The sequence below is a fragment of the Chryseobacterium sp. C2(2020) genome (assembly GCF_014218915.1).
Lineage (GTDB): Bacteria > Bacteroidota > Bacteroidia > Flavobacteriales > Weeksellaceae > Chryseobacterium > Chryseobacterium mucoviscidosis.
Genome location: NZ_JACLCT010000003.1, coordinates 133,648 through 146,823 on the forward strand (window position 1 = coordinate 133,648; position 13,176 = coordinate 146,823).

Genomic DNA, 13,176 nt, shown 5'->3' on the forward strand with positions numbered 1-13,176 from the left:
TTTTTGGTTTGTTAATAAATGTTAAAACATGAATTATAGAATAAATTCGATGATTGTAGAATGGTTAATTTGTTATATGCCGGTAATTACAGCAATAAAAGAAAGTTAGGGTAGGTAAAAAAGAAAATATATCCTGTTATAATGAAATTAACAGTTTTTTAATCTTTAATAAAAATTGTTAATTGATGAAATTAATATTTCATATAGATGTATGTAAAACTAACATTTCATAAATTTGCAGTCACTCATGTTTAATTTGAGTTTTCATGGTTATTAGTTTTTATCCTCGTAGAAATACGGGGATTTTTTATTGGTTCAAAAAAGATAGCAAGAGAGAAAGAAGAATAGAAGCTTTTAGTTTTGGTTTTTGGCAAATAAGAACACTTTAAACCTGTCGTTACTACTGTACCTTTTACAGCTTTCATCCATAAACAAATCGGGCGATTTTTTAAACTCTTCAATGTACTTAAGGCCTTCTTCGTCGATACTTGGAATAATAATGTAATCGTACAGTGTTTTTGTAAACTCGCTGGAATTTTTTAAAATGTTCTTCTTGTGTTTTAATGCTTCGTTAAATGTCATGATTTTAGTTTACGCAAATTTAATCATTATTAAGTGAAAAAAGAAGTGTCCTGACGAAGAAATTTTGTATGCAATATCTAATTTTTTTACAAATGTATTGTTTAATTATTTGTATTTCAATTGATTGTGGGTTTATTTTTCGTTTTTAAATTAGAATTATTTCTATGACCAGAGTCATATGATACAAGAATAGTAATAACTAAATTTAACAAATAACATTTAAATGTTTTAGTATCTCAGTAAGTTTGCCTCTCATTAGTGAGAGGTTTTTTTATTATGACTCAGATCATATCAGGAAAAATAGTTTTTATTGTAGCTTTAAAACTTCAATTTACATTCGTTTTAGCAGTTTTAGAAACTTCTCAGTTTTTCTGGGAAGTTTTTATTTTCAGGTGCGAAAATCTGTAAAATGAGAAATTGTTGGGAAAAGGGTCTGGAAATCATAAAAAAAATCCCTAAAAGCTTGAAACAGCAATTTAGGGATTTTAAAGAGGTACCTAGCGGATTCGAACCGCTGTAGATGGTGTTGCAGACCACTGCCTAGCCGCTCGGCCAAAGTACCATTTACCATTTTTGAGGTGTGCAAATATAGTAAAATTTATTTTCGAACAAAAATTTTTAAGCAATTTCTTTCTTGCCAATGCTCTCTATTTCGCTTTTTGCCTGTCTTTCAGTCTCATAATTTTTTGTATGGATTACCCTTGTATCGCTCCAGCTATCGTGCCATCCGTTTTCGCCAAGAAAAGAAAGTACATCAAAAGGAACAAGTCTTGAAATATTCCTTATAAAATAATCCTGTAAAGTAGGAGATGTGCCGTCTGTCATAATAACTTTCGTTCCTGTAATATATTTGCCTACTGTTTTTCCTTTTGTAAAATATTCCATAAGAAAAGTATAGAGAAAATATACAACCGAAGTAAGAATAATATCGGCAAGACGACCAATTCCGGAAAGTTTATAAATCATTGGAGTGAAATAATACATTCCAAAAACATTATCAATAAAAACCAAAGCAATACCGAGAAGGAAGAAGAACAGATTCATCACCAGTTTATCAATAAAAAGATTTGCAAATCTTTGCCATTTCGTTGCTCTGTGGATATCCACAATTTTAAGATACTTTCTCATGTGTATTAGTTTTTTTATAAATTTTAAATTCCTGTTAGCGTTAATTTTAAGGTAGCTTTAGTATCAATAACGGCAGTAATTCCGTAAGGATTGAGGAGAATTTTACTGGGTTTGAGGCTGAATACTTTTCCGTTCATTTTTAAGCCTTTATAATATTCTTTATTGAATGCTTCTTCGATGCTTTTCTTTGAACTGTTTTCCAGTTCTTGGGTAGGAATTCCGTATTCTTCTTCGATCATTTTTACGATTCTTCCTCTAAAGAGCAGCGTCGCTGTTTTCTGTAGAATATTGGCTGTTTTCAGGTTGAATTTTGTATTGGACAATACAATTTTCTTTTTCGTTTCATCATACACAGGAATTCCGGAAATAAACGCTTTTCCGTTTACATAGCCTTCGGTTTCTGCCTCTATCATTACCTTATCATCAACGCCGTATACTTTAATGTCTTTAATTTTTACGGATGAACCTCTTACATCATATTCCTTATTCAAAAACATATTTCTCGCAATATTGGTCGCTTCTGTAAACGGAATATTGGCGGTGGTCTGAAGCAGAAACTGATTTCCCAAAGTCGGAATAAATGTGAAACCCGGAGCCGACTTTATCGCAGGAGCAGAACCCGGCTTATTTCCTGTAAATGTTTCAGAAAATACATCAATTCCGATGTTGGTATCAATCTGGTTGGCGTAAAATTTTAGAGGAGTGATGTTTACCTTCACCGGAGAAACTTTCAGCCACGTTTTGTATTCTTCAGAAATATTAAAAGGCTGTGAAAAAACATTCCACGCCATTACGGCGTATTGCTGAAAGTTGAGCTGGGTTGCCATTTGGCTGTCGATGGTTTTACAGAATTTCTGCTGTTGTTCCACCAGACTCTTTTCCACCAGAGAAGTAATTGGGATTTTTATTCTTCCATAATCCAAAACCGGTTTGGTTACCCATCGGAAACCATTGGGTTTTGTATTGGTGGTGATCGTCCAGTTATTCTGAAAATTTAATACCGCATTAAAGGACATCACCGTTTCAAAAGTGGTGTTCTGATACGTGTAAATTCCCAGCGTTCCGATGCCTTTTTCTGCCCAGACTTTTAAAGGAACTTCAATCAGTATGTTTTGATTGGTTCCTCCTGCAAGACGAATAGGACCGGTTTTCCAGACTTTTACTTTAAACTGGTCATTACTATTATCGGTATAAGAATCGTCCTGATAAATAAGATCTTTTACCGATGCATTAATCAGATTGCTAATCTCTGAAAGCGGAATGGCAACCGGCATCGTAATACTGGATTTTACTTTCGGAAAATTATAGTTCGGAACATCAGAACTCATCGTTGTTTGTCCCGAAACAGCCGTACAAAACAGAAGAAATATTATTTTTACAACTTTCAATTGTGTGATTTTTTATAAATGAATATCAGAATTTAAGGCTTAAAACGTTTTTCAAGCTCAATACTTGCTCCTGTCATTTCGCCTTTCATCGGTGGAGCTGTTTTCGTTATTTTTAATTTGATATAATCTACCTGCGGAAATGTCTCATGAATTTTAAGGATAATTCTTCCTGCGACGTGTTCCAGTAATTTATACTTTATTTTCATTTCATTATGAATGATATCATTGATGTCTGCATAACTGATGGTATCTTTCAGATCATCAGAAGCTGCAGCATTCCAGAGATCGGTATGAAGTTCTGCATTTACAATATAATAGGTACCAACAATATTTTCTTCCGGAAGAACACCGTGGTAAGCATATATTTTTACATTTTCTAAATAAATCCTGCTCATAACTCTTAAATTTCTGTAAGCAAAAATCGTTTTAATTCTGCAAAATCGGGACTAATTTCAATACTTTTTTTCTCTTTTTTCATCAATAATTCTAAAGATTTGGGCAAATCTGCTGAAATATGAATTGCTTTTTCTACTGCCTGAGGAAATTTTACGGGATGTGCGGTTCCCAGAATGAAGCCTTTTTTAGGATTGTCTTCAAAATATTTCTCCATAGCAGCGTATGCGACTGCGGCGTGAGGATCGAGTAGGTAATTGTATTTTTCATGCACATTTTTAATGGCAGCTAATGTTTTTTCATCATCCACAGAATATCCTGAAATCATATCCGCTAAATCCTGAAATTTATTTTCAAAAAGCGTTAAAATTCTCACGAAATTACTCGGATTTCCTACGTCCATTGCATTAGAAAGCGTAGCTACAGTTTCTTTTATCTGTAGTTTTTCTGTTTTTAAATAGTTGGGAATAACATCATTTTCGTTACACGCAGCAATAAAATGTTCTACAGGAAGTCCTCGGAAATAAGCTAAAATTCCGGCACACAGATTGCCGAAATTTCCGCTTGGGACAGCAATTACAGGCTTATCTTTTTCTGTTTTTTTCCATTGCTTCAGCGCGAGCAGATAATAAATTTGCTGAGGAAGCCATCTTGCGACATTAATGGAATTGGCAGATGTTAAAAATAATTTTGAATTAATTTCTGCGTCCGAGAAAGCCTGTTTTACCAAATTCTGGCAATCATCAAAGCTGCCATCAACTTCTAAAGCAGAAATATTTTCGCCAAGTGCCGTTAATTGTTTTTCCTGAACTTCGCTTACCCGATTTTTTGGGTAGAGAATAACTACATTAATATTCTCAGTTTTATAAAATCCATTCGCAACGGCTCCTCCTGTATCTCCCGATGTAGCAACCAAAACCGTTACTTTTTTATTTTCACTTTTCAGAAAGTAGGAGAGGCAGCGGCTCATAAATCGGGCTCCCACATCTTTAAAGGCTAAAGTCGGTCCATGAAAAAGCTCTAAAGAACAGATGTTTTCATTGATTTTTTTCAGTGGAATTTCAAAATTGATGGTCTCCGAAACGATTTCTTTTAGAACCTCTGAAGGAATTTCGTCGCCCACAAAATCTTTCATGCATCGGTAGGCAATTTCTTCATCGGTATAAAGGTCTAAATTTTCAATAAAATCTTTTTCAAATAATGGGATACACTCAGGAAAAAACAGTCCTTTTTCTTTTCCCTGTCCTTTTATGGTAGCTGTTTTGAAATCAACAACTTCTTCTTTATCTTTTAAATTATAATACTTCATAGGCTGATTTTTTTATTCTTCAATAATTTCTATTCCTTTAGGATTTACTTTAGAAACATACGCGAAACTTTCAATGTCAATTGTACGGTAAACAGATTTCATCATTTCTGCTATTTCGTATGAAATTTTTTCGTTTTCGGAAAGCATAAAAACGGAAGGTCCTGAACCTGAAATCCCTCCGCCTAAAGCGCCTAAACCGAGACTTTTTTCTTTAATTTCATTAAATTTAGGAATCAGAAGGCTTCTTACGGGTTCTACAATAACATCCTTTAAACTTCTTCCGATCAGTCCGAAATCATTGTTCTGAATTCCGGCAACCAAACCTGCAATATTTCCCCATTGCTCTATGGCATCCTTTAGAAGAATATTTTTCTTCAGAATCTGTCTTGCATCAGAAGTTTTTACTTCAATCTGCGGATGAACCGCTGTTACAAATAAGTCCGGAGAATTCAGCGGAATAATATCAATAGGATTTGAAGATTTGATTAAAGTAATTCCGCCGAAAATACAGGGCGTGATATTGTCTGCATGTTTCACTCCTGAAGCTAATTCTTCACCAAACATAGCAAAATAAATCATTTCCTCTTTAGAAAGAATGTTTCCCAGCAAACAGTTGGCTCCAAAAGCGGCTCCTGCTGCACTTGCCGCACTGGAACCCAGTCCGCTTCCGGGTTTTATCTTTTTATGGATGATTACTTCAAAGCCGTTTTTAAGATGTAATTCCTCCTGAATTTTCAACAAAACTTTTCCGGCAACATTTTCTGAAGTTTCTTCCGGCAGCCCGAAATCGTCTGTGTGTCTGATAATGATCTCAGAGGTTTCCAGCAGTTTCAGTTCCATTACATCAAACGGTTCATGGATTGCCATTCCTAAAATATCGAATCCGCAAACCAGATTGGCAATGGTAGCCGGAACTTTTAATTTAACTTTTTTCATAATCTAACTTTTAAACTGAACGGAGAATGTCTGCGAAAACACCACTTGCTGTTACTTCTGCACCGGCTCCTGCACCTTTTACAACAAGAGGCTGTTCATAATATCTCAGCGTTTTGAAAATTACGATATTATCTTTTCCATACAGGTGAAAAAGATCGCTTTCCGGAGCAATATGTTTCAGTCCTACTTTTGCTTTTCCCTCTTTAAATTCAGCAACATATTTTAAAATTTTGCCTTTATTTTTTGCTTCCTCCAAAAGATTCCTGAAATGATCTTCATATTTAGAAAGAGCATCATAAAAGTCGTTTACGCTTCCTTTCATGCATTCTTCAGGGAGAAAACTTTCATTTTCAACAGAAGTAAACTCAATGGGATAGCCTGCTTCTCTGGCAAGAATGATAATTTTTCTGGCAACGTCTGTTCCTGCTAAATCAAGTCGGGGATCGGGTTCTGTGTAACCTTCTTTTTGAGCCTGAGCCACAATTTCAGAAAATGTCCTGCTTCCGTCGTAATTGTTGAACACAAAATTTAAAGTCCCGCTGAGAACCGCCTGAATAGAAGTAATTTTATCGCCGCTTCGGATAAGATCATTAATTGTTCCGATAATCGGCAATCCTGCTCCCACATTGGTTTCAAATAGAAACTGACAGTTGTGGTTTCTGGCTGTATTTTTTAAGTTTTTATAATTTTCAAAGTCAGAAGAGGCGGCAATCTTATTACACGCAACAATATTTACACTTTTCTTCAGAAGTTGCTCATAGATATTCGGAACTTCGGAACTCGCTGTAACATCTACGAAAACAGAGTTTCTTAGATTTCTTGAAATAATTTCCTGCGCAAATTTTTCCGCAGAAGCTTCCTGTCCATTTTGATCGAAGCCAATAAATTCATCTTCTGAAATTCCTTTGTCTGAGAAAATCATCTTACGGCTGTTGGATAATCCTACAATTCTTAAATTAACTAAAAGGTGTTCTTTAAGATAGTCGTTCTGGCTATAGATCTGCTGAATTAATTTCATCCCCACATTTCCTGTTCCGCAGATGTAGAGATGTACCTGTTTTATTTCGGACTCAAAAAATTCTTCATGTAAAACATTAACCGCTTTTGTAATATCTTTTTCTGAAATAACAATACTGATGTTTTTTTCTGATGATCCCTGAGCAATTGCTCTGATATTGATGCCGTTATTTCCCAGACAACCGAACATTTTGGCACTCACGCCGCTTCTGCTTTTCATGTTTTCTCCCACCAAAGCAACAATGGCAAGATCTGTTTCAATTTTTACCGGATCAATTCTTTTGAGTTTCAAATCATCTTCAAAAGCAGAATCAATGGCGCTTTTTGCATTGAAAACATCTTTTTCGCTGATCGCAATTGTAATAGAATGCTCTGAAGAGCTTTGGGTAATTAAAATGACATTAATCTTTTCCTGACTCAGGCATTGAAATAGTTTTGCGGAAACTCCGGGAATGCCTATCATCCCGCTTCCTTCTACAGTAAGCAGAGCAATATGGCTCATATTGGATACACCGACAGCAATTTGTTCATTTTCTAAATGAGATTTTTTTACATGATGAGAAATTAATGTTCCCTGAGCTTCCGGATGGAAAGTATTTTTAATTCTCAGGTCAATATTTTTCACCATTACCGGCTGAATGGTGGGAGGATACAGAACTTTTGCCCCAAAATGAGAAAGTTCCATTGCTTCGGAATATGAAATTTCAGCAATAGGTTTTGCATGGGAAACCAATCGCGGATCTGAAGTCATCATTCCGCTTACATCGGTCCAGATTTGAAGTTCATCTGCATGGATTATAGAGGCGATGATTGATGCCGTATAATCTGAACCGCCTCTTCCTAATGTTGTTGCATTTTCTTTTGTATCTTTTGCAATGAATCCGGGAGTAATAATGATCTGATTTTTATTTTCATTCAGAAATTTTGTCAGATTATTTTCTGTAGCTTCAAAATTTACTTTTGCATTGGTGAAATTGCTGTCTGTAACGATGTGAGAATCCATCCATAATGCATCCAAACCATTTGACTTTAGTCTTGCTGTAATAATATTTGAAGAAAGAAATTCGCCGTACGATGTAATTTTATCTTTGATTCTGTCTGTAAACTCTTTCAGGATAAAAATGCTGTTACAGATGTCCTCAATATCATTAAAATGCTTTTTCACGAAACTGAGCCAAGAACTCTGTTCTGCAAAAGGAATAAGATCTTTAACAAGGTCTAAATGTTTTTCTTCAAGATTTTTAAGGATGTGAATATAATTTTCATTATTGTGAGAAGCGGCTTCTGCAGCTTTTATCAATTGATCTGTAACCCCATGAAGTGCTGAAACGACAACGATGATTCTGTTGTTCTGAGATTCTTTTTTAATAATGTTTTCTACCAACATTATATTTTTTGAATGGGCAACTGAAGTTCCCCCGAATTTTAAAACTTTCATTATTTGTTTTTTGATTATAGAAAATTGAATTTTACTCTTTAGGAAAAAGAGTACGCAGGCTTATAATGATATGTGAAAATGCACCCCGTTATGGGGTAGTTGTAGTTGTTGTAGCAATAATAGAAACAAAAGATACTTCCGAAATAGAGAAAATCGGAGTGGAAATATCAGATATGTTTATTAAAAAATTCATTGCTGTATGAACAAATGTACAATTTTTTTTGAATAATTTACTTGGTTGTTTGAATTTAATTGAATTAGTTTCACAAATTGTAACTAATTTTTTATTCAGTCAATATCCTTTAAAATACAAATTTTGTTATTAAGTTTCTGGCTTTTAGTTTTTTAATGATTTTTTATAAATGCTTTTTGCTAAATAAGAATTAATTTATCAATAAAAGGTGATTTGTTGTGTTTTTTTATTAATTTTAGGCATTCACCAAAACAAATTAATTATTATGAAAAATCTAAAAAAACTGAACAGGCAGAATCTGCGTTCAATCAGCGGAGGTATTACAGACAATTGTGTGGTAGATTCGGATTGTGGTCCAAAAGGATGTGCGGTATGTACAGACCTGAAAGGTCACAGAGTATGTCTTTATCTTAACAATTATGATCCGTCTAATCCCAATAGCTGCTTAATATTAGAAGGTTAAAAACTCAATTATAATTATTATGAAAAAACTATCAAGATCAAAATTAAAAGAAATTAAAGGAGCAACAAACTGTGGAGGATGTCCTGTTCAGAATAATTACGGGGACGGTCCGGAATATTCAGCTTCATGTGCAAGTTACTTCTCATTATCACAGAACTGCCAGATGTGCGTAGATGTAAGCGCAGACTGTTTTGAAAACTGGAACTAAAAACAAAAAAGCACTGCCAAAACAGTGCTTTTATTTATTTTATACTTTTAGAAAGATCAAGCATCGCTTCGATAGGCTTTAAAGCTCTTAATCTTAAATCTTCATCGATGATGATTTCCGGAAGCTCATATTTCATACATAAATATAATTTTTCCATGGTATTACGCTTCATGTAGAAACATTCTGAGCAGTTACAGCTTTCATCAAAAACCAGAGCAGGAATTAATTCTTTATGAGGAGCACGTTTTTTCATTTCGTGAAGAATTCCTTCTTCTGTAGCGATGATGAATTTCTGACAGTCGTCTTTTTCAACATAATTCAACAGGGCAGAAGTGGAACCTATAAAATGAGCCAGCTTTAAAACGGCTTCTTCGCTTTCAGGGTGTGCAATTAATTTTGCATCAGGATTCTCAGCCAGTTGCTTTGCAATTCTTTCCATAGAAAAAGCTTCATGTACAATGCAGCTTCCGTCCCAAAGGATCATATCGCGTCCTGTTTTCTGAGATAAATATCTTCCTAAGTTTTTATCCGGTGCGAAAATTATCGGTCGGTCTTTCGGTAAAGCTTCAATTACTGTTTCAGCGTTTGAACTGGTAACAATAATATCACTTTCAGCTTTCGTTTCTGCGTTACAGTTGATGTAGGTTGCCACCAAAGCATTTGGATGCTGTTCGCGCATTTTTCTCAGACCTTCTCCGGAGCATCCGTCTGCCAATGAACAGCCAGCCATTGTATCAGGAAGAACCACCTTTTTAGTCGGGTTGAGGATTTTAGCCGCTTCCGCCATAAAGTGAACTCCGCAAAAAACAATCATATCTGCATCCGTATCTTTTGCCTGTCTTGCCAGTTGCAGAGAATCTCCCAGAAAATCAGCAATATCCTGAATGTCTCCGGGTTGGTAATAATGCGCCAGAATAACGGCGTTTTTTTCTTCTTTCAATTTAAGAATTGCCTGTACAAGCTCTTCTCCTTGAGGAATTGCTATATCTTTTATATCCAGAAATCCTCTTACTGGGATCGCAGATTTAGCTTTTTCTAATGTTTCGGTACTCATATCAACCTCAATGTTTTAGAATCAGAAATTAAAAAATAGGAATTAAAATTAGAATTTTGAAGTTGTTTAATAAACCTCAAGCTTCTGTTTCCATTCTTTAACTTCCAATAAAATTTTTTATTAAACTTTCTATTTCTTTTTTTGCTTCGTTCAGATCGCTGTTGATGACGATTTTATCAAATTCCTTCGCGTAAGACATTTCTTCTTCTGCTTTTGCCACACGTGTTTTGATGGTTTCTGCATCATCTGTGTTCCTTGAGATCAATCTTCGTTCCAATTCTTGGATGGAAGGCGGTTCAATGAAAATCGACAAAGCCTGTTCTCCGAAATATTTCTTTAAGGAAATTCCGCCTTTTACATCAACATCAAAAATAACCACTTTTCCCTCATTCCAGATTTTTTCCACTTCGGATTTTAATGTTCCGTAGTATTTGTCGGTATAAACCTCTTCAAATTCTACAAAAGCATTTTCAGCAATCTTCTGTCTGAATTCATCGGGGGTTAAAAAATGATAATCCACTGCATGAACTTCACTGCCTCTCGGCTGTCTTGTTGTACATGAAATCGAAAACTGCAGTTCATTGAAAACCTCCAGAGAATGCTTTACCAATGTTGTTTTTCCGCTTCCAGAAGGCGCTGAAAATATGATAACTTTATTCATATAGTTGTTGGTTGATAGATTATAGTTGATAGCAGTAAAAAAATCCAACAACCATCAACTAAAAACCATCAACTAATTTATAGTACGTTCAACGTTTGTTCTTTAATCTTCTCTAAATCATCCTTCATCATCACCACCAGTTTCTGAATTTCCGAATGATTGGCTTTGGAACCTAATGTGTTGATTTCTCGACCAATTTCCTGAGAAATAAATCCAAGTTTCTTACCGTTGAAATCTTCATTGTCCATTACTTCTTTGTAATATTTCAGATGCTGGGAAAGTCTTACTTTTTCTTCTGAAATATCCAGTTTTTCTGTAAAATAAGCCATTTCCTGATAGAAACGCGTTTCATCTACATTCTCAAACTCTTTTAAAGTTTTCTGATAGCGCTCCTTCACTGCCGAAATTCTTTCTTCTTCGAACGGAATAACTTCACCCAAGTATTTATCAATATTCTGAATATTTCTTTCAAGCTCTTCATGCAAAATTTTACCTTCCGTTCTTCTGAATTCTTCAAAACGGTCAACCGCCGCATTCACAATTTTTGCCAAAGCTTCCCATTCGCCTTCGGATAATTCGTCCGGTCTTGAAGTTATCGCATCCGGAAGCCTCACTGCCATTTTCAGATATTCGAAATCGGGTCCGTCTGAAGCGATGTTTTTCAGCTCCTTCATGTAAGAATCAATTAAACTTTTATTGATTTTCACATCGTTGGACTCCTCAAGATTTTCTATATTGATGTAGCAGTCTACTTTTCCACGGATTATTCTGTCGTTCAGAATTTTTCTTACCTCAAATTCCTTCTCTTTATATCTTAAAGGAATTTTGATATTTAAATCAAAACTTTTACTGTTCAGTGATTTAATATCGATGGTAATTTTTTTACCTTCAAAAACGTCTTCGGCTCTACCAAAGCCGGTCATTGATAAAATCATAGTTTTTTATTGTCTTACAAAGATAAACAATTAAGTGTATAGTTTGGCTAATGTTGAAAGAGGGAGGCGGGGAGAAGGAAGAAGGAAGAAGGAAGAAGGAAGAGGGAAGAGGGAAGAGGGAAGAGGGAAGAGGGAAGAGGGAAGAGGGAAGAAGGGGGCGGGAAGATTGTTGTGGATATTATTGAATACCTATTTTAACATCCATCTTCGTTCTTCCCATCTTCCAGCCAATTAAATAAACTCATTTTCGTAAATTAGCGCGGTGAAAAAGAAAAAATTAATTTCTGTTGTAGGACCCACCGGAATTGGTAAAACAAGACTGGCAATTGATCTCGCAAAACATTTCAGCACAGAGATTGTTTCGTGTGATTCGAGACAGTTTTTCAGGGAAATGAAAATCGGAACAGCTTTACCGTCTGCTGAAGAACTTGCCGAAGCACCTCATCATTTTATCGGAAATCTTTCGGTGGAAGCATATTATTCGATCGGGCAATATGAGGAAGATGCTTTAAAAAAGCTCAATGAACTTTTTGAAAAATATGAAACCGTTATTTTGGTGGGCGGAAGCATGATGTATGAAAAAGCGGTGATTGAAGGGTTGAATGATCTGCCTGAAGCGAATGAAGACAATCAGAAAAAATTACAGGAAATTTTCGAAAATGAAGGAATCGAAAAACTTCAGGAAATTCTGAAAGATCTCGATCCCGAATATTTTGCAATAGTCGACTTTCACAATCACAGAAGACTGTTACGCGCCATTGATGTGATCTGGCAGACGAATAAAAAATATTCTGAACAAATAGCTGTTTCGCAGGATTCCAGAGATTTTAAAACCGTCCGGATCGGAATTGAAGCGCCGAGAGAAGAGTTGTACGACCGGATTAACAGGAGAGTGGATATGATGATGGAAAAAGGTTTATTGGAAGAAGTAAAAAGTCTGGAGAAGTTTAAACATCTCACCGCTTTGAATACGGTTGGCTATTCCGAATTATTCAAATATTTTGATGGAGAATGGGATCTTGATTTTGCCGTTTCCGAAATTAAAAAAAACAGCCGGAGATACGCAAAACGACAATTGACTTGGTATCGGAAAGCGGATGATATTCATTATCTGCAACTGGGATATTCGCAGGAGAATTTTGATGGTTTGATTGGTTATATTAATGATGAATTTCAAAAATAAATCTTTTTGAACCATTAAGATTTTTGTTAAGGAGTTTAGAATATTAAGATTGGCTTCGCTTTTAATATAGTGCTGATTGAAAAATCTATTTGATTTTTTTCTTAATTAAACTTAACTCCTTAAATATTCTTAATGGTTCAAAATTTTCGCAGATTGTCATTCTGACGAAGGAAGAATCTCTACGAAGATATTATAGATTCTTCACTCCATTTCTGAACTACGTTCGTAGATTTTTAGTCTATGTCCAGAATGACAATGCGAGCGGTTAAAAAATTTAATTTAAAAAAA

The 13,176-nt window shown here is 35.1% G+C and carries 14 protein-coding genes and 1 tRNA gene; 4 read left to right on the top strand and 11 right to left on the bottom strand.

Annotated elements, in window-relative coordinates; all coding sequences use genetic code 11:
* Positions 1-354: 354 nt before the first annotated feature.
* The 8 genes from H6W52_RS02990 to thrA all read right to left on the bottom strand — a co-directional run bounded on the left by H6W52_RS02990 (position 355) and on the right by thrA (position 8,191).
* Positions 355-582 (bottom strand): hypothetical protein, encoded by a 228-nt coding sequence (locus H6W52_RS02990; RefSeq protein ID WP_076390870.1) that lies wholly within the window; start codon positions 580-582, stop codon positions 355-357.
* Between the two features lie 491 nt (positions 583-1,073).
* Positions 1,074-1,144: transfer RNA gene (locus H6W52_RS02995), tRNA-Cys, on the bottom strand.
* Between the two features lie 56 nt (positions 1,145-1,200).
* The gene (locus tag H6W52_RS03000; RefSeq protein ID WP_116097213.1) at positions 1,201-1,710 is read right to left on the bottom strand and encodes an RDD family protein; all 510 of its coding nucleotides are present in this window, start codon (positions 1,708-1,710) and stop codon (positions 1,201-1,203) included.
* Between the two features lie 23 nt (positions 1,711-1,733).
* Positions 1,734-3,098: a DUF4403 family protein gene (locus tag H6W52_RS03005; RefSeq protein WP_185216451.1), complete on the bottom strand. Its 1,365-nt coding sequence runs from the start codon at positions 3,096-3,098 to the stop codon at positions 1,734-1,736.
* Between the two features lie 32 nt (positions 3,099-3,130).
* Entirely contained in the window at positions 3,131-3,493 is a 363-nt protein-coding gene (folB, locus tag H6W52_RS03010; protein ID WP_116097217.1) for a dihydroneopterin aldolase, read from the bottom strand.
* A 5-nt stretch (positions 3,494-3,498) separates the two neighbouring features.
* Positions 3,499-4,800 (bottom strand): threonine synthase, encoded by a 1,302-nt coding sequence (gene thrC, locus H6W52_RS03015; RefSeq protein WP_116097219.1) that lies wholly within the window; start codon positions 4,798-4,800, stop codon positions 3,499-3,501.
* Positions 4,801-4,812: 12 nt separating this feature from the next.
* Complete coding sequence (locus H6W52_RS03020; protein ID WP_116097221.1) at positions 4,813-5,736, bottom strand: homoserine kinase; 924 nt, start codon at positions 5,734-5,736, stop codon at positions 4,813-4,815.
* A gap of 10 nt (positions 5,737-5,746) precedes the next feature.
* The gene (thrA, locus tag H6W52_RS03025; protein ID WP_116097223.1) at positions 5,747-8,191 is read right to left on the bottom strand and encodes a bifunctional aspartate kinase/homoserine dehydrogenase I; all 2,445 of its coding nucleotides are present in this window, start codon (positions 8,189-8,191) and stop codon (positions 5,747-5,749) included.
* Between the two features lie 458 nt (positions 8,192-8,649).
* Here thrA and H6W52_RS03030 point away from each other — a divergent pair, with 458 nt between their 5' ends.
* A complete protein-coding gene (locus H6W52_RS03030) occupies positions 8,650-8,847 on the top strand; it encodes a bacteriocin-like protein (RefSeq protein WP_116097225.1) in 198 nt (65 codons plus the stop codon).
* A 19-nt stretch (positions 8,848-8,866) separates the two neighbouring features.
* Positions 8,867-9,055 carry a hypothetical protein gene (locus H6W52_RS03035; RefSeq protein ID WP_087712301.1) on the top strand — a complete coding sequence of 63 codons (189 nt, stop codon included), beginning with the start codon at positions 8,867-8,869 and terminating at the stop codon, positions 9,053-9,055.
* A 34-nt stretch (positions 9,056-9,089) separates the two neighbouring features.
* Here the strand turns inward: H6W52_RS03035 and nadA are convergent, their stop codons facing one another.
* From nadA to H6W52_RS03050, 3 genes are all read right to left on the bottom strand, one after another.
* Positions 9,090-10,109, bottom strand: a complete 1,020-nt coding sequence (gene nadA / locus H6W52_RS03040) for a quinolinate synthase NadA (RefSeq protein ID WP_076390878.1) — start codon at positions 10,107-10,109, stop codon at positions 9,090-9,092.
* A 97-nt stretch (positions 10,110-10,206) separates the two neighbouring features.
* Complete coding sequence (gmk, locus tag H6W52_RS03045) at positions 10,207-10,770, bottom strand: guanylate kinase (protein WP_116097227.1); 564 nt, start codon at positions 10,768-10,770, stop codon at positions 10,207-10,209.
* A 77-nt stretch (positions 10,771-10,847) separates the two neighbouring features.
* Entirely contained in the window at positions 10,848-11,705 is an 858-nt protein-coding gene (locus H6W52_RS03050) for a YicC family protein (RefSeq protein WP_076390880.1), read from the bottom strand.
* Positions 11,706-11,755: 50 nt separating this feature from the next.
* On the opposite strand from H6W52_RS03050, the gene H6W52_RS21310 reads away from it, so the two are divergent.
* The gene (locus tag H6W52_RS21310; protein WP_262889720.1) at positions 11,756-11,890 is read left to right on the top strand and encodes a hypothetical protein; all 135 of its coding nucleotides are present in this window, start codon (positions 11,756-11,758) and stop codon (positions 11,888-11,890) included.
* 77 nt (positions 11,891-11,967) lie between these two features.
* Positions 11,968-12,888, top strand: coding sequence for a tRNA (adenosine(37)-N6)-dimethylallyltransferase MiaA (miaA, locus tag H6W52_RS03055; RefSeq protein WP_185144396.1), 921 nt, complete (start codon positions 11,968-11,970; stop codon positions 12,886-12,888).
* The last annotated feature ends 288 nt before the right edge of the window (positions 12,889-13,176 follow it).